This window comes from Candidatus Diapherotrites archaeon, assembly GCA_040755695.1.
GTDB lineage: Archaea > Iainarchaeota > Iainarchaeia > Iainarchaeales > 1-14-0-10-31-34 > JBFMAK01.
This window is the reverse complement of the sequence record JBFMAK010000004.1, coordinates 94,304-117,105: the sequence shown is the minus strand read 5'-3', so window position 1 is coordinate 117,105 and position 22,802 is coordinate 94,304. Positions and strand designations below refer to the sequence as shown.

General features: G+C 36.3%; 28 protein-coding genes, 1 other RNA gene and 1 pseudogene. 3 read left to right on the top strand and 27 right to left on the bottom strand.

All coding sequences use genetic code 11. The annotated features are described in order from the left end of the window. Positions 1-7: 7 nt before the first annotated feature. The 24 genes and pseudogenes from AB1467_06760 to AB1467_06645 form a co-directional block, all read right to left on the bottom strand. A complete protein-coding gene (locus AB1467_06760; protein MEW6295953.1) occupies positions 8-373 on the bottom strand; it encodes a hypothetical protein in 366 nt (121 codons plus the stop codon). Between the two features lie 115 nt (positions 374-488). Continuing rightward, a complete protein-coding gene (locus AB1467_06755) occupies positions 489-1,754 on the bottom strand; it encodes a hypothetical protein (GenBank protein ID MEW6295952.1) in 1,266 nt (421 codons plus the stop codon). A 5-nt stretch (positions 1,755-1,759) separates the two neighbouring features. Next, positions 1,760-2,155, bottom strand: a complete 396-nt coding sequence (locus AB1467_06750) for a hypothetical protein (protein ID MEW6295951.1) — start codon at positions 2,153-2,155, stop codon at positions 1,760-1,762. 13 nt (positions 2,156-2,168) lie between these two features. Further along, on the bottom strand, positions 2,169-2,399 hold the full coding sequence (locus AB1467_06745; GenBank protein MEW6295950.1) for a hypothetical protein: 231 nt from the start codon (positions 2,397-2,399) through the stop codon (positions 2,169-2,171). Continuing rightward, positions 2,396-3,943 carry a hypothetical protein gene (locus AB1467_06740; GenBank protein MEW6295949.1) on the bottom strand — a complete coding sequence of 516 codons (1,548 nt, stop codon included), beginning with the start codon at positions 3,941-3,943 and terminating at the stop codon, positions 2,396-2,398. The genes AB1467_06745 and AB1467_06740 overlap by 4 nt, the downstream gene beginning before the upstream one ends. A gap of 5 nt (positions 3,944-3,948) precedes the next feature. Then, positions 3,949-4,242, bottom strand: coding sequence for a hypothetical protein (locus AB1467_06735; GenBank protein MEW6295948.1), 294 nt, complete (start codon positions 4,240-4,242; stop codon positions 3,949-3,951). A 2-nt stretch (positions 4,243-4,244) separates the two neighbouring features. After that, positions 4,245-6,536 (bottom strand): hypothetical protein, encoded by a 2,292-nt coding sequence (locus AB1467_06730; protein ID MEW6295947.1) that lies wholly within the window; start codon positions 6,534-6,536, stop codon positions 4,245-4,247. A gap of 158 nt (positions 6,537-6,694) precedes the next feature. Further along, positions 6,695-8,002, bottom strand: coding sequence for a phage terminase large subunit (locus AB1467_06725; protein MEW6295946.1), 1,308 nt, complete (start codon positions 8,000-8,002; stop codon positions 6,695-6,697). Beyond that, positions 7,950-8,378, bottom strand: coding sequence for a hypothetical protein (locus tag AB1467_06720; protein MEW6295945.1), 429 nt, complete (start codon positions 8,376-8,378; stop codon positions 7,950-7,952). Before AB1467_06720 ends, AB1467_06725 begins: the two co-directional genes overlap by 53 nt. A 1-nt stretch (position 8,379) precedes the next feature. Next, positions 8,380-8,475: pseudogene (locus tag AB1467_06715) on the bottom strand (site-specific DNA-methyltransferase). Then, positions 8,463-8,627, bottom strand: coding sequence for a hypothetical protein (locus AB1467_06710; GenBank protein ID MEW6295944.1), 165 nt, complete (start codon positions 8,625-8,627; stop codon positions 8,463-8,465). Before AB1467_06710 ends, AB1467_06715 begins: the two are co-directional and overlap by 13 nt. Next, positions 8,624-8,941, bottom strand: a complete 318-nt coding sequence (locus AB1467_06705) for a ParB N-terminal domain-containing protein (protein ID MEW6295943.1) — start codon at positions 8,939-8,941, stop codon at positions 8,624-8,626. The genes AB1467_06710 and AB1467_06705 overlap by 4 nt, the downstream gene beginning before the upstream one ends. A 109-nt stretch (positions 8,942-9,050) precedes the next feature. Continuing rightward, positions 9,051-9,317 carry a hypothetical protein gene (locus tag AB1467_06700; protein MEW6295942.1) on the bottom strand — a complete coding sequence of 89 codons (267 nt, stop codon included), beginning with the start codon at positions 9,315-9,317 and terminating at the stop codon, positions 9,051-9,053. Positions 9,318-9,385: 68 nt separating this feature from the next. Further along, entirely contained in the window at positions 9,386-9,595 is a 210-nt protein-coding gene (locus AB1467_06695; protein MEW6295941.1) for a hypothetical protein, read from the bottom strand. A gap of 19 nt (positions 9,596-9,614) precedes the next feature. Then, positions 9,615-9,893, bottom strand: coding sequence for a hypothetical protein (locus tag AB1467_06690; GenBank protein ID MEW6295940.1), 279 nt, complete (start codon positions 9,891-9,893; stop codon positions 9,615-9,617). A 121-nt stretch (positions 9,894-10,014) separates the two neighbouring features. Continuing rightward, positions 10,015-10,203 carry a hypothetical protein gene (locus AB1467_06685; GenBank protein MEW6295939.1) on the bottom strand — a complete coding sequence of 63 codons (189 nt, stop codon included), beginning with the start codon at positions 10,201-10,203 and terminating at the stop codon, positions 10,015-10,017. Between the two features lie 13 nt (positions 10,204-10,216). Further along, entirely contained in the window at positions 10,217-10,387 is a 171-nt protein-coding gene (locus AB1467_06680; protein MEW6295938.1) for a hypothetical protein, read from the bottom strand. Beyond that, positions 10,359-10,487 (bottom strand): hypothetical protein, encoded by a 129-nt coding sequence (locus tag AB1467_06675; protein MEW6295937.1) that lies wholly within the window; start codon positions 10,485-10,487, stop codon positions 10,359-10,361. Before AB1467_06675 ends, AB1467_06680 begins: the two co-directional genes overlap by 29 nt. A gap of 537 nt (positions 10,488-11,024) precedes the next feature. Continuing rightward, a complete protein-coding gene (locus AB1467_06670) occupies positions 11,025-11,405 on the bottom strand; it encodes a hypothetical protein (protein ID MEW6295936.1) in 381 nt (126 codons plus the stop codon). A gap of 3 nt (positions 11,406-11,408) precedes the next feature. Then, complete coding sequence (locus AB1467_06665) at positions 11,409-11,567, bottom strand: hypothetical protein (protein MEW6295935.1); 159 nt, start codon at positions 11,565-11,567, stop codon at positions 11,409-11,411. An 11-nt stretch (positions 11,568-11,578) separates the two neighbouring features. After that, positions 11,579-11,797: a hypothetical protein gene (locus AB1467_06660; GenBank protein MEW6295934.1), complete on the bottom strand. Its 219-nt coding sequence runs from the start codon at positions 11,795-11,797 to the stop codon at positions 11,579-11,581. Between the two features lie 216 nt (positions 11,798-12,013). Next, positions 12,014-12,631, bottom strand: coding sequence for a hypothetical protein (locus tag AB1467_06655; GenBank protein MEW6295933.1), 618 nt, complete (start codon positions 12,629-12,631; stop codon positions 12,014-12,016). Positions 12,632-12,634: 3 nt separating this feature from the next. Next, on the bottom strand, positions 12,635-12,766 hold the full coding sequence (locus AB1467_06650) for a hypothetical protein (GenBank protein MEW6295932.1): 132 nt from the start codon (positions 12,764-12,766) through the stop codon (positions 12,635-12,637). 1 nt (position 12,767) lies between these two features. Further along, the gene (locus AB1467_06645; protein MEW6295931.1) at positions 12,768-12,953 is read right to left on the bottom strand and encodes a hypothetical protein; all 186 of its coding nucleotides are present in this window, start codon (positions 12,951-12,953) and stop codon (positions 12,768-12,770) included. Positions 12,954-13,338: 385 nt separating this feature from the next. Here AB1467_06645 and argS point away from each other — a divergent pair, with 385 nt between their 5' ends. Together argS and AB1467_06635 are read left to right on the top strand one after the other, a co-directional pair. Then, complete coding sequence (gene argS, locus AB1467_06640) at positions 13,339-15,072, top strand: arginine--tRNA ligase (protein MEW6295930.1); 1,734 nt, start codon at positions 13,339-13,341, stop codon at positions 15,070-15,072. A 56-nt stretch (positions 15,073-15,128) separates the two neighbouring features. After that, the gene (locus AB1467_06635) at positions 15,129-16,964 is read left to right on the top strand and encodes an HD domain-containing protein (GenBank protein MEW6295929.1); all 1,836 of its coding nucleotides are present in this window, start codon (positions 15,129-15,131) and stop codon (positions 16,962-16,964) included. 10 nt (positions 16,965-16,974) lie between these two features. Here AB1467_06635 and AB1467_06630 read toward each other — a convergent pair whose 3' ends face one another. From AB1467_06630 to rnpB, 3 genes are all read right to left on the bottom strand, one after another. After that, positions 16,975-18,735, bottom strand: a complete 1,761-nt coding sequence (locus tag AB1467_06630; GenBank protein MEW6295928.1) for an alanine--tRNA ligase — start codon at positions 18,733-18,735, stop codon at positions 16,975-16,977. Positions 18,736-18,795: 60 nt separating this feature from the next. Beyond that, a complete protein-coding gene (locus tag AB1467_06625) occupies positions 18,796-20,172 on the bottom strand; it encodes a coproporphyrinogen-III oxidase family protein (protein ID MEW6295927.1) in 1,377 nt (458 codons plus the stop codon). Between the two features lie 196 nt (positions 20,173-20,368). Continuing rightward, positions 20,369-20,699: RNase P RNA component (gene rnpB, locus AB1467_06620), an RNA gene on the bottom strand. A gap of 139 nt (positions 20,700-20,838) precedes the next feature. Between rnpB and AB1467_06615 the strand changes: the two genes are divergently transcribed. After that, complete coding sequence (locus tag AB1467_06615; GenBank protein MEW6295926.1) at positions 20,839-22,788, top strand: DUF4382 domain-containing protein; 1,950 nt, start codon at positions 20,839-20,841, stop codon at positions 22,786-22,788. The last annotated feature ends 14 nt before the right edge of the window (positions 22,789-22,802 follow it).

Here is a 22,802-nt window from a genome sequence, read left to right as displayed (position 1 = left end):
ATAAATTTTATTGTTCTGTTATGATTGTAATGTTGTTTAGTGTCTTGTTTTCTCCTGCATTCTCTATTTTTATTGTTAAATCACCGTTATTGTAATAGTGTTCTGTTTGCATGCTGGTTTCTTCTCCGAATCTTAACTTAAAGAATTTTCCTGCATTAATTGGATTTCTTGGATAGTCAATGAAGTCTTCGTTGTTTTGATAGTATTCAATTTTTTCTTCTTCTGATGTAGTGATTGTAATGCTTGTTTCTGGTTCTGTTGTCCCGTACTCGATTTTTATTTTAATTATTTTTCCTGTGATTTCTTCTAAAATTATTGTTGCTTCTCCTAATGCATTGCACTGAATTCTTCCAGTTTCATGTCTTTCAATCATTTTTTATCACACTCTTTTTGGCAATTTCTTCCAGTTATAAAGCCTAAATACCAAATAATAATAAATAAAATGAATACTAAAATTAATTCTTCTCCATTCATTTTTTTTCCTTCTTTTAAAATGTCATTGGTTTTTCTCCACCATCAAAGTATTTTCCGTGACGCATTAATTGATTTAATGTCGGGCCTGCTATTGCTCCTAAATTTGTTATTGTTAAAATTACTCTTGAAGAAGTAATGTAGACTGTCATTAGCGTGCCACTGCCAGTTAATTTAATTCCATCATTAATTTTAGATGCAGAAGCGGGGGTTGTTAAACTGCCTGTTGTTTTTCTTTCATAAGTAGACGAAGTAGTAGTAAGTTCAGAACCTGAAATTTCTGTGCCATCATCTGTAAGGTGAGCTTGCCCTGATGGAGTGCCAGAATAACTTGTTCTCTTAATTACATACTCTCCTTTAAAGTTAATTGTTGCATTATTCCAGTCAGAAGGATTATATTGATTATTTACTGGTCCAGTGTCATAACTTGTAATTGTATTTGTCCTGTAATTGTTTGTTATCTGCATTACTGTCTGAAATTTTCCAGTGCCATTATTGATTCCTGTCTGTTTTATTATCAGGAACGCGTTCCTGATAATTCCAGTGCCAGAATCTACTTTTTCATAAACAGTCAATTCGTTTCCGTTAGTCAAGTTGCTTGCTATGTTTCCGCTTACCTTGAATTCTTCTGTTGCAGAAGTTGAAGTTAGTTCTCCTCCAGTGATGTCTGCTGCTGCCGTATTATCGTAAAGTTTTGCGTACATTGTGTTAGCTGTATATTTTGTTAAAGTTGCGGCAAAATAAACCGCAATAGTTCCATCGTAATTTGTTGCGTTATGCGCCCACCTTTTAGGTCTGCTGTCTTCAGCATAAGTTGTTCCAGTGATTGCAAGGTTCCCTGAAATTGGAATGTAAATTACAGTTTTTGAAATAATTCCCGATTGAGTAACAATTAATCTCCAGCCCCAACCAACAATTGTCGTATCACTATTTCCGCACTTGATTTGTAAGTAAACATCAACATCCCCCTTACCTGAAAAATAAGAAGAAATGTCTCCGCTTCTTTTCCTGCCATTACTGAAAAAATGTATTTCTGAGCCAGTAACAGCTACAGAATTTGTTTTATCATATAATCGAGCGTAACCGTCAGGACCACTATCAAGCGGTGCATTGTAAGTAATATCTTCATTAATTTCCAAGTATACTGCCACAGTGCCATCATAGTCTGCGAGATTAAATCTCACTATTCCTGTTGAGCCTTGCGTTGGAGTGTAAGTGAGAATTCCAGCTACACTTAGCCCATAATTTAGGGCGTCAGCACCGCATTGTTTGATGGCAGACATTATCATTACTTCCAAATTTTGCCTAACGCTATTTCAATGTCACTAAGGTTTTTGGCAGTAACATTCTCTAAAAAAATTAAGTCCACTTTTCCGTCAATACAATGATATAATATTTTTTTTCCTATTATTGTTTGAATTAATTGAGTTAGTTTTTCTGGATTAATTGTAGCAGAAAGTTTGTGTTTAATGTTTATTGGTTCTAATCCAATATCTGTTTTTTTCATTGCGTTGTCAAGTGACAGCTTCTGGTTTGCAGTCAAAGCAGAATTGAACCCGATTGCTGTGTTAGGATAAGCCAAGGTAATCCAGTCAGGAAAGAAACCGCACTCATAGTATATTCTCGGCCTCAGCCAATGAATGTCCCAATTTGCATCTAATATTGGATAAATGTATTCAACCATTTTTTTCTTCCTCCTACAATAAATTATTTACTGCATCTAATAGTTCTGTTTTTAATGAATTGTATTCTGTTAGTAATGCTTGTTTTTGTATTGTAGTTAATTCAATTAAAGTAGTAAAGCTTTCGTAGAATTTTGTTCTTGTTATATTAATTAATTTTTCTATTCTTTTTGCTTTATCGCTTACTACTTTTATTCTTTCTAATGCTTCATTTAATTGTTCTTCAGTTATAGGCAATTTAATCACGCTCCTGCATTGAATTGTAATTCAATTTCTCCTAAATATGCTTTTGTTGCACTTGAATCACTTTTAAGAGTGCATTTAATTCTTAAATCATCTCCTGCCGTCCATGCTCCCATTGAAGTAGAAGTAATTGTTGTTGTAGTCCAAGTATCAGCTACAGAAGAAACTTTTCCAGTTGAAGAAGTAATCAGTGTTCCATTCTTGTAGATATAGAAATCCAAGCTATTATCTGTTACAGTTATTGTTTGAGTCTTAAAATTAATTATTATTGCGTTTGCTTGCCATCCATTAAAGTCTTGAGGCAAAGTAAACATTACTTCAATAGAATAAGTATCGTCTGCTGCTCCACCACTCCACTGATAATAATTATGGTTGTTTGTTATGTCTGCATCAGAAGTCATTGAACCAGTAGTACTTGTTCCTGTTAAAACTGCTCCTGCGAATTCTGGATGCAATACTTCTTTTTGTGCTTTTTTTATTCTAATATAAGTTATTCCGTTTGCTAAATCATCCAATGTTTTTGAAGCAAAATCTGTATTAAACAAAGTAGTTGAATAATATTTGTTTGTAGTTCCTTGTGTTAAGTTATCAGTTGTTTTTTCTGAAAAACTTGAATTAAATCTTGTTTCAGTATAATAAAAATTAGTTGTTCCTTCACTTAAATTATTTGTGTTAAATGGAGTCAAGGAAACATTTCCAGTTAAAGTATTTAATATGTCATCATAAGTCCAAGTTAATCCTGTTCCGTTTTGAATTAATGCTGCTGTTCTGTCATCAATTCTTTCATTTGTAAGATACAAGTTTGTTATTCCTTCTGGAACGTCATCAGTATCTAAGTTATGAGGGTTTCCTGTTATTGTTTGAGAATGATTATAAGCTGCTTTAGCGTTTGCCACTGTTAGTTCATTTCCACCTGAATCAGCATCTTTAAGCAAACCCAATAATTTTATGTCTCCGCTTGCTGCATTTATTGAAATATTTTCAATTGGTGAGGCAGTTCCTTTAATTGTTCCTGCTAAATACAAGTCTTTCCATCTATAAGTAATTTTTGAAACTGGATCAGTTCCTCCTAAGTCATAAGTATTATCTGCTCCTGGATACCAATTTACCGTCATGACTTTTGAGTGTTCGATTGGCGGAATTGCTGTTAATCTTGACCGCTGAACCACAAAAATATTATTGTCTGTTTCGTCTCTAATCCTGAAAATTGAATGCGTGTAACTTGGTTCTCCTATTGATGGATTTAAATCTAATCCAAATACAATAGAGCTTCCGTATGACGCATTTAAATCGTAATGAATGTTTCCATCATCAACAGTTATTGTTCTTGTAGCGCCTGGCTCTGCATCATAACATTTATTAAAAGTAGTTGTGTGCGGGTTTGAAGTATTGGCTATGTGGTCTTGAGCGTTTTTTAGTTTTGTTGTTGTATCCCATCCAGTTCCACCATATCTTTGATCGTGGTCTGTGTTTATTCCAGTAGAATCAGGCATGTCTTTTAGTTCAGTATGATTGAATTTTTCTCTTCCTATTCCCATTGAAGCCATTTATTTCACCATACCAATAACTTTATGTTTGCTGAAGTTGATGGAGTCAAAATAATTGATTGAATTCCAAAGTAATCGCTTGCATTCATTATGTACGGGGAATCTGTTGTTGTTACTGTTATTGCGTCATTGCCTGTTCCATTGAATTTTACTGTTATTGTTGCGTCTGTTCTTAATATTATTCCTCTTCCTTTTCTTCCTAAATCTATTTCAATGTTTTTAGTTGTTGTAATGCTAATGTTTTCTTCGTAACTCTTGTAATTAGTGTAAAGCCTAATAATGTCTCTTCTTTCAATCATTCTCATACCTTGCGAATATAGCTATGTCTACAATTGACATGCGGAGTAAAATCTCTTGCCTCGAAACCGTACTTGTTTGAAGTGCTTTTAATTAATTCTTTTAATTCTTTTAGTGTTACTCCATTACTTGTTTTTTGTTTTAATTCTTTGCATAATTCTGTTGTTCTGTAATCATCTGGTCCAATCCATTTGTATTTGAATTCTCCTTTTGGGTCTGCTTTCATGTAAGAATTCATTCTGGCAATATTGCTTACGTGGTTTGTTTCTGTTCTTGCTATTCTTTCTAATTTGTAGTCTTCTTCGCTTATTGTTTCCTTCATTTTGTCCATAATTTTTTTTATAGTGAATTCTTCTGGTTTAGCGTAAGCTTCACTTATTATTTCGTTTAATTTTTTTGATATGCTTGAATTCATGTTAGAGTATGCTTCAGTGAAGACTTCCTGTTTTTTTATTACGTTTAAAGCGTTTTCGTCTACTTCACTGAAACCAATTGTTGTTCCTAATTGTTTTTCTATGTCTTTAATGCTTTCCTCGTAAATTTTTTTCAGTTCTCTTTCGCTTGCATTCACTAATTTTTTTGATAATCTTTCACTTAACTTTTTTATTGTTTTCTTTAGTTGTTCTTTTGATGGTTTTTTCTTGTAATCTAATTCTACAGTGAATTCTTCTAATTCTCTTAATAGTTTTTCTTCTAATTCTTTTTCTCTTCCTTGAATTTTTTTTTCTCCTGTAAACTTTTCTATTTCTTCTAATGCCATTCTTATACTGCTTGGTTCTCCTTGAAATCTTTGAGTTGATTCCGATGGAATTGTCTGTTCTGGCATTAAAGGAGAGGCAATCATTTCTTGTCTTGAAGCTTCTCCTGAAAACTTGAATTCTTTTTGTTCTGTTAATTCAACGTCAAAGCCCATGTCAAGCATTAGTCTTGCGTTCTGGATTTTCAGGTTTTCTCTTTGCAGTTCAGCCATTTCGTCTTTTTCTTCTGATGGATTTAATTCTAATTTCCAGTCAGTTACTCCGAACTGCCTTAATAGTTCTGGGAATATTTTTTCGTTGTAAATTCTTTGTCCTCTTTCGACTGCTCTGTTGGTTACTGTTATTTGCAGGCCTTCATTGTTTAGGCCTCCTGAAACGCTGGTATCTCCTTGAAATAAAGGCATTACTCCGTATAATGCTCCTATTGTTCTTCTCATTTCGTTTCTTGCTTCAATGTATTGCATGTCTTCTAATGATTGCATGAAGTTAATGAATTGAGCTACTTGTCCTTTAGTAGAATTTGATTCGACTGCTAAAGGCCAGATCAAGTGCGGGTTTTTTTCAAGGTTTTTGAGTAGTTCTTCCCATGTCTTTACTAATCCTTCTTTGTTTCTTGTGTTCACTAAGAATAAGCCTTTTGGAGGCCTTTGTTTTCCGTAATAGTCTTTCACGTACTTGTCCATGTTCATTAAGGTTACTGCTTTCTGCCATATCGTTAGAACTGTAGGGAAACCATAGCTTAGAGAAGGAGAGTATTTGCTGACGTGAATTATTTCGTCTTCAATGTAATAGTTTTCTGGTTCTGTTCCGTCTCTTCCTTTTCTTGAAGCATAAAAGACTTCATACAATTTTTTCTGGCATTTACTGCAGTAACCGTTTTCGTGTTTTAATTCTGTTCTGTGTTCAGGGCAAACATAGACTTTTCTTCCATCTAAGTCTCTTCCTGGATTTCCTTTTCTGTCAACATATATTAAAATTTTGTGAGGGGGCACTCTTAGTATTTCTTTAATGTCTGCTGCAATTATTTCTCCTAATTCGTTAAAGTAATATTTTTTGTTGATTAAAAGGTAAGCGTCATCCATTATGTTTAGGTCGTCTTCTAATTGTTCTAATACTTCAATTAATGACTGCTTGTTTTCATTGCATTTCTTTAAGAATTCTTTTATTTTTTGTAGTTGAAGGTTTAATGGCTGTCTTGTTTCTCCTGCACATTCATCGCATTGAATTGCTTTGTAATCGAATTCTTTTCCGCATTCAATGCATTTTGCTTCAAATAATGTTTTAAAGGAATAACCGTTCCTGAACGTTTCTCCTTTTAGTGCTAAGTGAATGTTGCGTAAGATGTCTGAGTACAAGCTTATTTCGTATAATGTGCTTGCAGGCAAAGGATATGAAGGGATTCTTACTTCTCCGCCGACTGACATTAGTTCGTCTAAATTAGGTCTCGTTAAAGCTAACTGGCTTTCTAATGAGTCTACTTGTTTTTTTATTGCTTGAATTGTTCCATTTTTTGTTATTTCTAATCCAAATAATTTCATAAACGTTTGAAAAGTAGAAGAGAGTTAAAGGGCTGACTCTCTTCTACTGCCCTTTTCAAATCTTTTTTAGGTACTCGCTTTTTTTTTTTTATGTTCGGGGATTAAATGAATTCTAATTAAATCAGAACGTGAGCGAAATATAAATTTTTGTGTGTCTTTTAGAATACTAATTCTTTTTCGTCTTTAAGTAAAGCGATTCCTTCTCTTATTATTGTGAATGCAACACTTAAAGCTAAAGCGTCAGGATAGTCATCGTGAGCGTTAAGTTTGTCTGGGTGATGTAATTTTAGTTGTTTGTTGCTCGTGTATTCGTATTGAAGTTCTGCTAATTGAAATAATAATTTTGTGTTGTCAAAGAACTTTATTTTGTTTTGTTCCATTAATAGCTTCAAGTTCTGGTATAATTCTTGTTTTGATTGAAGCGTAAAAGTAATTGATTCTATTGGCAGGCCTGATTCTTTCAGTAAATCTACTGCTCCCGCTCCTAACCCTGTTTCGTCAACGTAAATTTTACTGAAATTGTATTTATCGTGTAATGCTTTAGTTCTTCCTATGACGTCAGTTGTTGGAAGCTTTTTTGTTGCCTGTAATTCTGTTACTTCAATTAATAAACCATCTTTTGTTCTTGTAATACAGTAAACTGTTTCGTCTGTTCCAAATCGTGCTGGATCTAAGCCTAAGTAGTAATTAAATCCTTCTTCTTTTAATGGATTTTCTGTGTCAGCAATGCAGGCCTTAATTAATTGTAATGGAAAGTAAGTGTCTTGTTCTTCAACAAATTCTGCTTCGTATTCTTGTTGGAATTCCATTTCTGTTTTTGATTGTTTTTCTTTTTCTAAGTATTCTTTTGAAATGAAAGGGCATTGATTGTAAGGAATATGGTATTTAGAATAATAATCGAGTCTTGCATGAGAGTCATAAAAGCGTCCTTGTTTTCCGAAAGGAGTGCTGATTAGTATTAGTGTTCCGTTTGTTGCTGACATAGAAGGTTCAATAGCAGTATAAACTGTGTCTTTAACGAAAGCTGCTTCATCCACTACAATCATGTGAGGAGAATACCCTCTAATTGTTTCAGGGTTTGCTCCTGGCAGACAATATATTTCGCTTCCATTGTCAAATAAAGTGTAAGTGTGAGAATGCCGTAAAAGCAGTTTGTTTAAGTAATAGTGATGGTTTAAGTAAGAGTCAATTTTATTGAATACTATTGAGCTTTGCCTTTCTGTTGGAGCAATTATTAATGTCTTGAATCCATTGATTAGTAATGCTTTCTGCAGAATTTTTACTGCTATTACTTCTGTTTTTCCTGACTGCCTTGAAGCTCTTACTGTTATGTGTTTATTGTCATCTAATAATATTTGTTGCTGGTAGTCAGTAGGAATATAACCTGTAATGAAGGCAAAGAATTTTATTGGGTTAAGAATTATTTCCGTTAATTCGTCTGAGTTCTCTTGCTTTCTTGATGGCATTCAATAATCTCTCTCCTAATCCTAATTCAATTTTTTCTGCTTCTCTTGGAATCATGCCTATTGATTGAAGTCTGTCAAAAGTGTCGTTTTCTATTTGATTAACTAAATAGATTATTCTGTAATCGTCTTTTTCTCTGTACTTTTTTCTTGCTTCTCTTATTAAATTGTTTTTTGATTCAAAGAATTCTGCTATTATTTTTTCTCTTTCTTTAAAGAAAATTTTGTAGTTTTCTTTTGCTAATTGACTGCTTATTCGGTAATAAGTTGGCACTGAAATTTTTAGTCCTTTACAAATGTCTTTGTAATTGATTTTTTCTAATTGAAGTGATTGAATATCTTGTTTTAGTTTTTCTTTTTCTTCTTTAGTTCGCTTCAATTTAATTCACCTTCACTGCTTTCTTGCCGGTAAATTGCTCCCATCGCTTAATTATTACATCACAGTATTTTGGATCCAATTCCATTACATAACATTTTCCTTAATTGCCGCATTCCCGCACATTAATCTATGATTTCCTAATTGAAATATTTCTTCGGGCTTAATAGTAATTCCTGCTTCCTGGTAAGCTTTTAATACATCAAATTCATCTTCTTTTAGCCTGTTTTCAAATGCTTCAATTAAAGTCATTGATTCTTTTTCGCTTCTTGGTAATCCAATTCTCTTTCATGTTCTCCTTTCAATTTATTTAATACTTGCCTTAAAATCCTTCTATCTACATCTTCTAAAGGCAATTTAATTACAGGCACTTCATTCATGCCTAACTCTATTGCTGTATTCATTCTTTGTTCTCCGTCAGCAATCAATAAATCTTTATTGGTTATAATAGGCACAATAAAACCGAATTCTTTAATGTTTTTCTTTAAAGCTTTTTTTTGTGTTGACATCATTCTATTAGGGTTTCTTCCGTCAACTTTCAATAAATTAACGTTAACTAATTCAATTTCAGGTATCTTTATAGGGTTTAATTGTTTTATCAGATATTCTCACTAAAGAAGAATTAGGCTTGTGAGTGAAATATAAAGGTTTTTATTCAATAAAAAAGAAGTAGGTTTATATTCGAAAGTAGTATGTTTGCTTGGTTTTTTTGTCTGTGAATTTATTGATTTTGTTTTCTTTGTATAGTTCCCATAAGTGTCTTCTTATTGTGTCGTATGTTGCTTGGTATCCTTCTATTCTTAGTTCGTTTAATATTTCTTTTATTGTAAGGCCTTCTTTTTTTGTTTGCAGTAGTGATTTAATTATTAGTTTAATGTATCTTTTTTCTTGCGGGTGCTGTTTGATTAATTCTTTGATTATTTGTTTTTTTTGTAATGGCATTGAATTTCACTTCTTTTTTATTGTTAAATTAATTTTCCAGTTGTAGTCGATTTCGTGCCCTACAAGTTTTAGCTTGCTGTCCACCATACTGTTACAATTAATTTGTTGTTGTTTTTTTTGCCGTGTTTGTCGAATAATTCAATTAATTTCTTGTTCTTGTTTTTATTTAAACATTCCTTGCATAAGTACAAGTGTTTTCCGTTCTTGAAGTCTAATATCTTTAAGGTCTTCTTGTTATTGCACAGAAAACATTTCTTGTAGTATAATTTTACGGGCATTAGGAATTCACTTTCTTTTTTATTTTAGGTCTTCCTCCTTTAAATTAAAGAAATGCTTAATCCAACCAGTCATTGCAATTCTTTCATCTAAACTTAAAGCATGTTCTGTTTTATAATCTCTGAATTCTTTTATCCAATTAATAGCTTCCTGCCTTAAGTTTGATTCTGCATAAGAATTTTCATAGTCATTACCAGAAAAGACATTACCTAACATTTCTTGAATATTTTTTGCTCCTTTAACGACTTTTGTATCCCAAGGAATAATCTCTTTCAGTGTCTTCAATTCAATTCCAGTCATTCAATCACCTCAAAAAAGAAAGCTTTCCTTCTTGCTTCAATTAAAGTATTATTCCAATAAAGAAGCCTACAATTAATCCTACAACGAACCACCATCTACTCATTATTAAAGCCTCTTTTTTTTAATAATTTTCATCATTGAATACTTCGTCTTCTTTTTTTTGTTCTTGCTTGTTTAATTTCTTTAAAGCCAAAGACTGAGCACTAAGAAGAACATAAACCTCTATTAGCTTATACAAAACTTTCAGCACAAAATAAGCGACCAGTAAAGAAATTAATTCCCAGAAACTTAATTGAATTACAAAATTCATTTATTCACCTTCTTCAAGCCTTCTTGTTTTTTTCTTTTAATGCGTCCAAGATACGGTGCACTGTATGCAGGTTAGCATGCTCTAAATCACAGTCAGGAAACAACTTATGGAACTCGTGCTTTAGTTCCTGGCCTGAACCTATTTCTTTTCCGCATTTAACGCAATAATACTCTTCTTGAGTCACTTGACCGCCTTCTTTTCTTGTTTGGAGCTGGTTCTCTGTCGTCTTTCTTTATTCCGCATTCCAATGTCTTGCACAACTTTTCTGCTTTTTCTTGGTTCATTTTCTTTACCTTGCACTCCAATGGTTCTGTTTTATTATTCTTACTTTCACAACAGTATTGTTAGGTAAATTCAATTTCTTCCTTATGACTTAATCTAAGCAATTTCCGCAAGCGAACAAATTGTAGTCAGGCAACATGAAACTTGCCTCACAGAAACAATGAGAGCAAGGATTGTGCCTCCGCAAGATTTTCTCTTTTAATTCCTTCACTTCTTTTTCACTTCTTTGTTTTTTTTCCGCATTTACTGCAAACCCAACCCTCAATTTTGTCCATTGTTTGACCGCATTTCGGGCACAGTGCTGCCGTAATTTTTCCTGCTTTCCTCGCCATCAAAAAAATCCCTCCTTTTTTTATTGAATTATTTTTTCTTTGAGTAAAGTTTTAGTTTTTTCTTGCCAGCAAGTTTTCGTGAAAGGTTGTCTACTGGTATCCTTCCATTAATTTTTCAATTATTTCTTCGTATAGCTTCCCTTTATTAATGAATTTCTTGAATGGATTAGGTTTAATTTTTCCTATTTCAATTTCAATTTCTTCCATTTAATTCCCTCCTTCACTGAATTCTTTCAGCATTTTTTGGGCTTCTTCTTGTGCTGCATTCCAGTCTTTTGAGTATCTTACCTTGAACCAGACGTATAATGCTGCGACGTGAGAGCATGAAGGCCAAGCGCTCCCGTCATGCTCGTACTTTTTTAGTTTTGACTGCCAGCCTTGGCAGTTGCACTCCCAAGAAAATTCAGAGTGCTTTTTTAAGGTGTAGTTTCTGGTGTTGTATCCAATCATTGCTTTGCAGGTGAAGCTTCCGTCCCCGTTATATTTTATTAAGTCTAAGTAAACGAATTTCATTGCTTTTTCCATTTGCGGCATTGTAAGCTTCTTGCTTATGTGGTCGTAGTATTGCACGTCATGGTAGTCAATCATTTTTTATTTCCTCATAAACTTAATGTTTTCTTTTTTGCTTGACTGAATAAATGCCGTCCTCCTGTCAAGCATTAATTCCTGGAATGTTGTGAGCCTGGCTTGCATTACTGCATTCAATTCGTTTTTTCCTATGTCTCCTAACAGGATTTCTGCTATTACCAAAGCATTTTCTGCTAATTTTTTTGCTGGAATGATTTTTTCCTATGTCTCTTTTCTTGGCCTAACAGCTTGCAGAATAAGACTTTTCCTTGTTCATCTAAGGTTAATTCTACTTTGTCTCCTTTTCTTGGAAGGTAGTCCTTCGCTTTTCCTGCTGCAATTATTTCTCCTAATTGAATTGACTTTTTTTGTTGAGATACTGCAGTTACAGTTCCTTCAATTTTTTCCGTCATCCTAAAATTCCTCCTTTTGCCTTTTCGTTTTTTTGACGCTTAAAGGCTTTCTTTGGGAAATGAAGGACGCCGAAAGTAATTCCGGTCAAGGAATTAGGTGGCGTCCTCTTTTCTCTCTTTTTTTTGCTCCCAATACCTTTGCTGTTTTTTATTTTAGTTTTCCTGCGGATTGAACCGCTAACGGAAAACAGAAAAAGAAAAGGGTTCCTGAAAGAATTACTGAACACGTTTGACCCTCCTGCATCCTTTCCTGCTCATAGGGCATATTATGTGAATTTCTCTGTGCCTGGCTAAATGGCTTAAAACGCTCTGCAGTTCCTGGCCGTTCAATTCAAATTTATGAGCAATCGCTGATTCTGTTATGGAAGTTCCTATTGGGCTGTTAATTAATTCATAGTATGTTTCTGCGTATGCTGTCATTGCCTTGTTTTCTGGTTGCTTTCTTGAAAGAAAGCTTTCTTGGCCAGGGCATCCCTTAAAAAAATAGAGGTCGTGTGTTCGGCTTGCTTCTTTCATTAATTCTATAACACAATTTCTTGCGTTTAATTTCAGTTCTCTTTTAATTACTGAAACAGTGACTTTTTCGTTTAATTCGCATAACTCTTTTATTTGCTGTAATTTGAATGCTGTTTCAATTTTTTTGTTGTTTAAAAGAATTGATTCCAGTAACTTGATGCGAGTCGTTAGCCTACCTACGAAACTTTGGAGTTCTTCTACTTGTAGAGTTAAATCCTTGTTCGTCGTTAGCCTACCTACGAACAAGCGTTTTGCCTCTATATCATCCTGTGCGCCAATGTTTCGTAGGCAAGCTATCTTTTCGTTTTTTTGATACATAACTTACCACTCCATTGCAATGTTCGTTAATGTCCGAGAAGGATTACGGCACAAGCCTAAAATTTTGTTGAAGTGCCTGACAGCCTTCAAGTTATTGCACTCCTTCCTTCTCTTCCCGTTTGCGTTCCAATTCATTTTACATCCCTCCTATGATACGTATCATAAGTGTTGGCCTGCTTTCAGCCAGCCTTTCATAGTATTCAGCTCTCGCCTGCTTTGCTGCTTTCCTGGTATTGAAAGGCCCCTCCCAATCCTCTGCATCCTTTGTTTTCCTGAAAAACCATTGTCCGGTCTCCTTGTTCTTCCAGTAATAGCCGTTCATGCTCCTGCCTCCAAGTCGCTGACCGAAAGGCTAAGGCGACATCCAGTCCGAGCCAGACTGATTCCTTCTTCTTTCAGGAGTAGAGGGATAACGCCCTGCGATTTCTTGCCTTTAATTTGGTTTGAGGTGATCAAATGAATGCTCAAAAATTCGTGCCTTTCCTTAGGTCTGAAGCGTGAAAGGCAGGAGCCCTCACCAGTCTCCTGCTTGACGTGAGGTGAAAGAATAAAAAAAGCATGGGTGCATAATGAATTATTGACGGGATGAACCCTTGAACGCTGAATTCCACCGGGCCCGTCACTAAGCCTTTCTTTCTTTTAGGAAAAGAAAGAAAGTCTCCAGGCCATCCAAAGAAAGAAAAGAAAGAAAATAAGAAGGTTAAAAAATGAACTCGAAAAAGGAGATTGCTGTACTGATTGCAGGCATTCTTTCAATTAAGGATTTCCCTGAAGGTAAAATTGCTGGACTGCTTGAGGTGCCACCGCAGAAGGAATTGGGAGACCTCTCGCTTCCCTGCTTTAGGTTTTCTGGTTTCATGAAAAAAAAGCCTGCAGAGATTGCGCTAATGCTTAAACAGAAGATTGAGGTGCAGTTAAAATCAAAAAAAGGAATTGGCTTTATTGAGAGGGCTGAAGTGAAAGGCCCTTACCTGAATTTCTTTTATGATTATTCTTTGATTGCAAGGCAACTGGTTCCTGAAGTCTTGAAGAAAGGAAAGAATTACGGCAGGAATTCTGAGGGCAAAGCAAAAAAAGTAATGATAGAATATTCTGCGCCTAACACAAACAAGCCTTTGACTTTAGGGCATTTAAGGAATGACTCGATTGGAATGGCAGTTTCAAGGCTGTTTGATGTAAACGGCTGGAAGGTAATTAAAGCAAATCTTTTTTCTGACAGGGGAGTGCACATCTGCAAGTCAATGTATGCTTACGGTAAATGGGGTGAAGGAAGGAATCCAAACAAGAAGCCAGACCATTTCGTTGGAGACTTTTACGTGATGTTTAACAGGAAATTAGAAGGACAGCCTGAATTAGAGGAAGGGGTAAAAGAAATGCTCAGGAAATGGGAGAAGGGAGACAAGAAAGTCAGAGCACTCTGGAAGAAATTGAATGAGTGGGTCATAGAGGGAATGAGGCAGACCTATAAGGAATTCGGGTCAGAATTTGATGTTGAATTCAGGGAATCAGATTTTTATGACAAGGCAAGGCCTTTGATTGAATTAGGCTTGAAGAAGAAAATTTTTGAGAAGGATGAAAAAGGGAATATTACTGCTGACTTGGAGAAAGAGGGATTAGGGAAAAAGGTTATCTTGAGGGCTGATGGAACCTCAGTTTATATTTCAAATGACTTGGCTTTGACAAAGCATAAATTCGAGAAATTCGGTTTGGATAAAAGCATTTGGGTTGTTGGCTCTGAACAAAACCTGTACTTCAGGCAGCTTTTCAAGATATTTGAGTTACTTGGCTTCAAGTGGAGCTCTGACTGCATTCACTTGAATTACGGTATGGTTTATTTGCCTGAAGGCAGAATGAAGTCAAGGGAAGGAAAAATTGTTGACGCTGATTTCTTAATTGAGGAAATGAAGAAAATGGCCAAAGAGGAAATCCTGGAAAGGCACCCTGAACTGAAAGGAAAGGAATTGGATGAAAGGGCTAAAGCAATTAGCTTGAGTGCAATCAAATTCTTCCTCCTGAAAACTGATGCCTTAAAGGACATGCATTTCGACCCAAAGCAGTCCATTTCATTCGAAGGAGAAACAGGCCCTTATGTTCAGTATTCTTTTGCGAGAGCAAAAAGCATTCTAAGAAAGTCAGGAAAAATTGAAGGCAAAGCAGGTTATGATTTGCTTAATTCCCCCTCTGAGAAGAAATTGATTTCATTGATTTTGAATTACCCGGTTACTGTAAAGGAATGCTCTGAATCCTTGGCTCCGCACAGCATGTGCCAGTTCCTTCTTGATTTCACTGCATCATTCAATGAATTCTACAGGGACTGCCCTGTAATTGAAGCCGAAAGCAGTGAATTGCGCAATGCAAGGCTTAAGCTTGTTGAAGCTTCTTCCATTGTATTAGGCAATGCCCTGCACTTGCTTAATATTGGGGCTTTGAATGAAATGTAATTAAATTTTTTGCTTTAATTATTTTATATTCTATGAGAGTTGAGGGTTGAGTTTTAATGAAGTCTCAGTCGAACTATAATTCTTTATTGAAGGAGTTGCTCAGAAACTATAACTATTATTATAAGAGGAAGTTTTCGCTTGTTTCAAGGGCACTTGATTTGCCTAAAAGCCTTTCAATAAAGAAAATCAGTTCTAAGTCCTTGGCTTCTGCTTTGGGTTTGCCTAAAAATATTCCAATTATTTTTTCTGCTAAAAAGGAGAGCCCTGAAAAATTCATTGAGAGGGCTTTCTGGTTTTCTGCTTGCGCGCACAAGAGCCAGGAAAGGGCTTCTGGCGAACCCTATTTCATTCACCCTTACAATACTGCATTGAATTTGAGTAAGTGGGGCTTGGATGAAAAAATAATTGCAGCAGGCCTCTTACATGACGTCCTTGAAGATACAGATGTTGAATTGAATGAACTGAAAAGAATATTTGGCGAGCACGTTTCATCTTTAGTTGAGTCTCTGACAAAATTGAATGTATTGGTTGAAGGCTCCCCCAAGGAAAGGAGGATTGCTGCACTGCAGAAGCTCCTCTTTTCTTCAACAAAGGACATGGGGGTAGTAATAATCAAGCTAGCTGACAAGCTCCATAACATTCGCACAATAAATTTTCTGCCTGAAGAGAGAAAGAAGAGGATTGCCCTTGACGCAATCGAAGTCTATGCCCCCTTAGCCCACAAGCTTGGCATTAATGCAATAGAAAAAGAAATAGAGGAACAATGTTTTTCTGTCATCAAGCCGAAAATTTACTTGAAGCTCAAAGAAAAAATAAAGAGTGAATCGCAGAAAAAGATTAGTGAAATAGAGTTAATGAAAAAAGAACTGAAGAAAGAATTCAAGAGCTTTGGATTGAAAGCCTCTTTTGCTGAAGAATTCAGGAGCCCTTCCTCTATCTTCATTAAAATGAACCGTTCAGGCAAATCATTGGATGAAATCCATGACTTTGTTTTACTGATAATTTTAACAAACACTATTCCAGACTGCTATAAGGCTTTGGGCGCACTGCATGAACTCTTTCCTCCAATTCCATTAAAGTTCAAGGACTTCATTGCAATCCCTGAATCAGAGTGGAATCAGGCCCTTCACACTACAGTAATAGGCCCTAACGGAAAGCCTGTTAAGGTTTACATAATGACAAAGCAGATGCGCGAATTAGCTGAATTTGGAATTCTTTACTGGCTTAAAGAGCACAAGAATTTAAGCGAGCTCCAGAAGATTTCACTGATTGAAAGCCTTTCTTCTTTGAGCCTTGATTCTTTAAGCTCAAGCCAGTTCATGGAATCTTTAAAAGAAGATCTTCTTCAGAACCAGATATTTGTTTTTTCTGGCGAGGGAAAGCTGGTTGAACTGCCTTTTGATTCTACTCCTTTGGATTTTGCTTTCTGTTCTGGCAGTGAATCTGCCTTGAATTCGTGCAAGGCAATAGTCAACGGCAGGAGAGTGCCTTTATGGCACAAGCTGAATTCAGGGGACATAGTTGAAGTAATTGCTTCAGACAAGATTCAGGCAAAGCCTGCCTGGCTTTCTTTCACTAAATCAAACGAGGCAAGGACTGCAATTCTTTCTGCAGTAAAAGGAAAGAAGTATTCAAGGGGAAAAGAAAAGTCTTTGCTTCACCTTAAAGTTTCTGCCCTAGACAGGACAGGCCTCCTGAACGACTTCTGCCATGCATTCTTTTCTTCGAAGGCAAACATAGTTTCCGCTGACATCCAGACAAACAAGAAAAAGGGATTGGCCGAAGACTCCTTCACCCTCGAGGTCGAGTCACGCAGTCAATTGAACTCCCTGCTCAAAAAACTCAACAAAATCAAAGGCATAACAGAAATAAAAAAAGATTTTATTCAATAAATCCCAGAATTTATTTTTCCAGCACAGCCTTTATTCTTTTGGTGCCTGTTCCAATGGACTCCAGTTTTGTTATCCTGAACTTCCCTAATTCCCTTGTGTTTTTGATGTGAGGGCCTGCGCAGACCTCTTTGCTGAATTCTCCAATAGAATAAACTGAAACTTTCTCGCCGTACTTTTCTTCAAAGAATGCCAGGGCCTTTTCTTTTCTTGCTTCGTCCAAGGTTTTCTCTTCTCTTTTCACTTCAAGGCCTTTCCTGATTTGTTCATTAACAATCTTTTCCACTTCATTCAATTGCTCTGGAGCAATGTTTTTTGAGTAAGAGAAATCGAACCTGAGCCTTTCAGGCGTAATGTTTGAGCCTTTCTGTTTTACTTCTTCCCCTAAAACCTTTCTTAGGGCTGCGTGAAGCAAGTGCGTTGCAGTGTGCAATGCTATTGTTTCTTTGCTTTGGTCTGCCAGGCCTGACTTAAACTTCTTCTCTGTTGCCTTCCTTGAAATCTCCTGGTGCAATTTCAATTCTTCCTGAAATTCCTTTTCATTTACTTTGATTCCTTTCTCTTTTGCTAATTCCATTGTTATTTCTAATGGAAAGCCGTATGATTGGAACAAGAGGAAAGCATCCTTTCCGTTCAAGACCTTGTTTTTTTCTGTTATCTGGGAAAAAATTTTGAGGCCTTTCATTAGTGTCTGAGAAAACTTTTCTTCCTCTTTTTCTAGTTCGCTCAAAACGAATTCCTTGTTCTCCTTTAATTCAGGCCATTCCTTTCCTTCAGATTTAATGAATTCTTCTCCTATCTGCCTGCAGAAGTTTGCTTTTACTCCAATTAGTCTTGCGTGCCTTATTGCCCTTCTTATAAGCCTTCTGAGAACATATCCCCTGTCCATGTTGCTTGGGGCAACCTTTTTTTCTCCCAGCACAAACACTGCAGCCCTTAAATGGTCTGCAATTATCCTGCCAGATTTTTCATTCCGCGCATTCCCTAATCCCTGCAATTTCTTCATTGCGCTTGAATAAAGCTCTGTTTCAAACACATTCTCTTTTCCTTGGAGAACAGCAATTGTTCTTTCTACCCCCATTCCTGTGTCAACATTTTTCTGTTTTAGTTTCTCGTATTTTCCTTCTTTTGTCTTGAAGTATTCCATAAAGACGTCATTCCATATCTCGAAGTATTTTCCGCAATTGCATCCTGGCCTGCAGTCCGGAGAGCATTTCTTTTTTCCTGTGTCGTAGAATATTTCTGTGTCTGGCCCGCAAGGGCCGCTTTCCCCCACAGGGCCCCACCAATTGTCTTTTTTTGGGTTCAAGAAAATTCTTTCTTCTGGTATGCCCTTCCTTTTCCATTCCTTTAAGGATTCTTCGTCTCTTGGGGCGTCCTTGTCTCCCTCAAATATTGTAATGTAAAGCTTTTTTTCGTCCAAGTTCAGCCACTTCCTTCCAGTAAGGAATTCAAGGCTCATTTCAATTGCTTCTTTTTTGAAGTAGTCTCCTAAACTCCAGTTCCCGAGCATCAAAAAGAAGGTTAAGTGGCAGTCATCGCCTACTTCTTCTATGTCGTTTGTTCTCAGGCATTTCTGGACGTCTGCAAGCCTTTTTCCCATTGGGTGAGGCTGCCCTAAAAGAAATGGTACAAGGGGGTGCATTCCTGCTGTAGTGAACAAAACGCTTGAATCGTTTTCAGGGATAAGCGAAGCAGAAGGGATTATCTTGTGCCTCTTTTCCTTGAAGTATTTCAGGAACAATTCAATCAATTTTTCATGGCTCCAAGTCATAATAAAAAGAGAATAACTGATAATGAATAAAAACAGTTACCACAAAAAAGCATTGTTGGATTAATCTTCAATTAATTTGTTAACTTCATCGCTGTAAAATTTTTTGGAAATTTCATCAGCAAACAGCTTTCCTTTGTAGGACAACTCAATAATTTCTTTGTCTTCCTCAGTTAATTTTAAATCTTCCAGTTTTTTCCAGCTTTCTTTGAAAACCTCTTTTGGGTTTATGTCAAATTTGGCTTTAAACAATTTTTTGCTGAGCCCTGTTTTTAAACCGAATAAGATTAGTCTTCTCATCAAATCTTCTTTTGAAAGTTTTGTGCCTTTCCAGACAGGCAACTTATTGTTTTCAACTGCCTCTAAATATTGAGGCACAGTTCGATAGTTGAAATACTGGAAACCATTCATAAATGAATATCCAGAGGCACCTAAAGCTAATTGTTCTCCAAGCTCACCCCACTTATGAATTTGTTGTTTGTAAACATATTCAGGTGTTTTTGTATACCACCAGACAGGCCTTTGAGTGTAACCTAAATCATTAAAGAATTCATTTGCCATTATGTGCATCACTATGACGTTTTCTCTGCTTGGAAATCTCTTTATTTCTTCCTGATACATTGGCCAGATAGCGGCTGTTTGCTTTATGGAAAGCGGATAGCAGGTTACAGAAGCTGGATCCAGTTTGCTTATTTGTTCTAAATCGTTTTGCCAGCTTTCAAGTGTTTGGTCAGGCAAACCCGGAATTAAATCAATATTAATATTTTCAAAACCAACTTTTTCTAATAAATTGTATGCTTCTATTTCTTGTTTTGAATTATGCCTTCTCCTAATTAATTTCAATATATCATCATTAAAAGTTTGAAAGCCAATGCTTAACCTGTTTACTCCATTTTGTAAAAGAATCTCCAACTTTTCTTTTCCGTCATAAGCAACAATTGTTTCTGGTCCTGCTTCAACGGTTATTTCTGCCCAACTTTTAACAGTAAATCTAGTTTTCAGCAATTTTAAGACTCTGCCCAGCTGTTGAGCTGATAAAAAAGTTGGTGTTCCGCCGCCAACATAAAGTGAATTTACTGTAATATTTTGAAGGTTTGGGAATTTTAGCAAGAGGTCAATTTCTTTTTCAACGCCATCAATGTATCTGTCAATAAACTCTTTAGGCTTGTTTGCTAGAGTTATATAGGCGCAATATAAGCATTTTCCTGTGCAAAACGGCAAATGCAGGTAAAGGGCTATTTCTCGATTAGATTTTTGGTTGTTACTTGAATATATTTCTGAAGGATTTATTTCGGGCAAAGCAGATAATGGGGGATAAGTAACAATATGGTGGCTGTGAGAAGAAACTTTTATATCCTCTCTTTCAATACCTGCCTTTTGCAGTTCTTCAATATTTAATTTATTAAAAATATTTTTTGACCTGCCAATTAGATCATTCATAATTTTACCTATCACAATTTATTACAAGAAATAGTTAAATTTATTGCCCCTAACCCCTTTCTTTTTTCTTTTGAGGCAACCCGTTAATTTTCTTTCTTTCCGACAGCCTGTCGCTTTTTTTCTTTTCTTCCAGCAACTTGCCGCTTCTTTTCTTTTGGGCAACCTGCACTTTTCTTTTTTTAAAAGAAAAGGGCGGAGCAGGACAGAGTAAGCCGTCTTTTGTTTTTATCCAGCATTCACCTGAGCGCCATTGAAGGCTTGCATCTGCTCTCAGCCGTTTCATCCTATTTCAAAGCAAAGCTTTGAAAAATTTCAAGCAAAGCTTGAAACTATATTCAAAGAACCTCTTTTTTCATTCATTGTAATCCTTGAATGGTTTCGTTTCTGTTCCGAGAGCCACCTTTTCAAGTGTTTTTTGATCAAACTTTTCTTAAAAGTTTGTTTTGATCAAACTTTTTTCAAAAAGTTTGGATGGACGGACTTTCCTCAGCTCCACTTAAGGAACCGTCAGCTGGCCTTGTCCTACCCGCCAAAGTATTTTATGTAGAATAACGAATTTAAATTAATTGCTTTTTTTAATTTTTTTGCCTTCCCGAATGCCTCTTTTTTTAATTTTATCTGCGCATTACATTGATTCATTGAATTAATTTAATAGGAGGAGAGGAGATGAATAGGAAGTTTGGTTTAATTGCTTTGCTGTTAGTTTTTTCAATTGTGTTGTTTGGCTGCACTCAGCAGCCGCCAGGAGGAATTATCCCTTCAGGTTACGGCACTTTAGTCTTAAAGATTACTGATGCCAATGAAATGACGATCCCTGGTCTTACCTCGCTGAATGTCACTATATCAAATATTGAGGTGCACAAGACAGAGGGAGGCAAATGGATTACTTTCTTCCAAGGGGAGAAAACTTTTGATTTAATGAAGTTGTCTAATGTACAGGAAATAATTGGCCAGAGCCAGCTGGAAGCAGGCCATTATACCCAAATAAGGTTTGATGTAACAAAAGTTGAGGCAGTAATTGACGACAATACCTTCAGTGTAATGGTTCCAGGAGATAAAATAAAGCTGGTTAGAGAATTCACTATTGATGAAAACAAGACTGTGACTTTGGTAATTGACTTCAGTCCTGCTTCGTTAAAGAAAGCAGCGGACAAATTCATCGTGAAGCCTGTAATAAAGATTGAGTCAGAAAAAGAGCATGAAGACGAGCAAGAGCAGGAGCAGAAGGATGAGGAAGAGCACGGCAAGGAAATAGACTTCGAGACAATTGAAAAGGGTTATAATAGCGGTTACAAGACAGCAGAAAATTTGGTTGTAAAAGACAACAGCGCTTGGCAGGCAGCGTGGAGCAAGGTAAAAGAAGGCGTGAGCCCAGCACCAGAGCTTCCTTCAGTTGACTTCAGCAAAGAAATGGTTATTGCTGTTTTCATGGGAGAGCAGAGCACCGGAGGCTATTCAATTGAGATAGATGACTTAAGAGAGCAGGGGAATTCAATCAGGGTGTTCGTGGAAGAGAGCTCTCCAGGGCCAGATGAGGTAGTAACCTTGGCTTTGACGCAGCCTTACCATATAGTTCGAACCTATCTTACAGACAAAAACATTGAATTCGTAGTAAAAACAGAAAAAGAAGATGATGATGGAGAGGAAGAAGATGACGGTAAAGGGGATAAAGATGGCAAAACAGAAGGCTACATTACTCCGGGCTTCGGTGACCTGAAGATTTACTTGAAGGACTCCCCTAAAGAAAACGATGATGGAAACAATAACAGCGAAGATTTCACTTCCCTTAATATAACTATCTCAAAGATTGAGGTTCACAAAACTGAGGGCGGCAAATGGTTTGATTTCACTGACGCAAACTATTCTGCGACCTTTGATTTAATGAAATTGGCTAATGTGCAGGAATTGCTCGGAACAAAAACCCTTGAATCAGGCCATTACACCCAGATAAGGCTTTCAGTGGACAGCGCAACAGTAGGCTTTGACGGAAACAATACAGCTGAAGTTAAGGTGCCAAGCGATAAAATAAAGCTAGTGCATCAATTCATTATTGACGCAAACAAGGAAACTGACCTTCTCTTGGATTTCAAGCCAGAGTCAGTTCACAAGGCAGGAAGCCAATGGATCATGAGCCCTGTAATAAAAGTTATTACATTAAAGGAGCCTGAACTGCCTGAAAGTGAATGCGATGAAGACAGTCCATGCGATGCAAACCAGTTGTGCTGTAATGATTCATGTATTACTCCTGCGTGCACTTCTAATTCCCAGTGCGATGACTCCAATTCTTTGACCACAGATTCATGCAGCAATGCAGGTTTATGCACTGCCCAGTGCCTGCACGTTTACGCAGGACAGCTCAGAACATTTGACGTGAACGCTGACACTAACGCTGGTTTTGTTCCAAATTCTTTTTCAGTGAGCCTGAATGACACAGTGAAATTGAATATTACATCATTGGACGCAAACCATAGCATTGTAATTCCAGACTTCAACATCAACACAGAGCTTCCTTTTAATGTCACTACAGCAGTTCAATTCGTTGCAGACAAGAACGGTTCATTCAGCTTTCACTGCGGCGTCCACCCTTTAATGACAGGCACAATTACAATCAGCTGAACATCAACACAGGT

What these genes read in the sequence shown, in the direction of transcription:
- AB1467_06760 (MEW6295953.1), bottom strand. Translation starts at nt 373, where the DNA reads ATGATTGAAAGACATGAAACTGGAAGAATTCAGTGCAATGCATTAGGA.
- AB1467_06755 (MEW6295952.1), bottom strand. Translation starts at nt 1,754, where the DNA reads ATGTCTGCCATCAAACAATGCGGTGCTGACGCCCTAAATTATGGGCTA.
- AB1467_06750 (MEW6295951.1), bottom strand. Translation starts at nt 2,155, where the DNA reads ATGGTTGAATACATTTATCCAATATTAGATGCAAATTGGGACATTCAT.
- AB1467_06740 (MEW6295949.1), bottom strand. Translation starts at nt 3,943, where the DNA reads ATGGCTTCAATGGGAATAGGAAGAGAAAAATTCAATCATACTGAACTA.
- AB1467_06735 (MEW6295948.1), bottom strand. Translation starts at nt 4,242, where the DNA reads ATGATTGAAAGAAGAGACATTATTAGGCTTTACACTAATTACAAGAGT.
- AB1467_06730 (MEW6295947.1), bottom strand. Translation starts at nt 6,536, where the DNA reads ATGAAATTATTTGGATTAGAAATAACAAAAAATGGAACAATTCAAGCA.
- AB1467_06725 (MEW6295946.1), bottom strand. Translation starts at nt 8,002, where the DNA reads ATGCCATCAAGAAAGCAAGAGAACTCAGACGAATTAACGGAAATAATT.
- AB1467_06710 (MEW6295944.1), bottom strand. Translation starts at nt 8,627, where the DNA reads ATGACTTTAATTGAAGCATTTGAAAACAGGCTAAAAGAAGATGAATTT.
- AB1467_06700 (MEW6295942.1), bottom strand. Translation starts at nt 9,317, where the DNA reads ATGCCATTACAAAAAAAACAAATAATCAAAGAATTAATCAAACAGCAC.
- AB1467_06695 (MEW6295941.1), bottom strand. Translation starts at nt 9,595, where the DNA reads ATGCCCGTAAAATTATACTACAAGAAATGTTTTCTGTGCAATAACAAG.
- AB1467_06690 (MEW6295940.1), bottom strand. Translation starts at nt 9,893, where the DNA reads ATGACTGGAATTGAATTGAAGACACTGAAAGAGATTATTCCTTGGGAT.
- AB1467_06685 (MEW6295939.1), bottom strand. Translation starts at nt 10,203, where the DNA reads ATGAATTTTGTAATTCAATTAAGTTTCTGGGAATTAATTTCTTTACTG.
- AB1467_06675 (MEW6295937.1), bottom strand. Translation starts at nt 10,487, where the DNA reads ATGAACCAAGAAAAAGCAGAAAAGTTGTGCAAGACATTGGAATGCGGA.
- AB1467_06670 (MEW6295936.1), bottom strand. Translation starts at nt 11,405, where the DNA reads ATGATTGACTACCATGACGTGCAATACTACGACCACATAAGCAAGAAG.
- AB1467_06660 (MEW6295934.1), bottom strand. Translation starts at nt 11,797, where the DNA reads ATGACGGAAAAAATTGAAGGAACTGTAACTGCAGTATCTCAACAAAAA.
- AB1467_06655 (MEW6295933.1), bottom strand. Translation starts at nt 12,631, where the DNA reads ATGTATCAAAAAAACGAAAAGATAGCTTGCCTACGAAACATTGGCGCA.
- AB1467_06650 (MEW6295932.1), bottom strand. Translation starts at nt 12,766, where the DNA reads ATGAATTGGAACGCAAACGGGAAGAGAAGGAAGGAGTGCAATAACTTG.
- AB1467_06645 (MEW6295931.1), bottom strand. Translation starts at nt 12,953, where the DNA reads ATGAACGGCTATTACTGGAAGAACAAGGAGACCGGACAATGGTTTTTC.
- argS (MEW6295930.1), top strand. Translation starts at nt 13,339, where the DNA reads ATGAACTCGAAAAAGGAGATTGCTGTACTGATTGCAGGCATTCTTTCA.
- AB1467_06635 (MEW6295929.1), top strand. Translation starts at nt 15,129, where the DNA reads ATGAAGTCTCAGTCGAACTATAATTCTTTATTGAAGGAGTTGCTCAGA.
- AB1467_06630 (MEW6295928.1), bottom strand. Translation starts at nt 18,735, where the DNA reads ATGACTTGGAGCCATGAAAAATTGATTGAATTGTTCCTGAAATACTTC.
- AB1467_06625 (MEW6295927.1), bottom strand. Translation starts at nt 20,172, where the DNA reads ATGAATGATCTAATTGGCAGGTCAAAAAATATTTTTAATAAATTAAAT.
- AB1467_06615 (MEW6295926.1), top strand. Translation starts at nt 20,839, where the DNA reads ATGAATAGGAAGTTTGGTTTAATTGCTTTGCTGTTAGTTTTTTCAATT.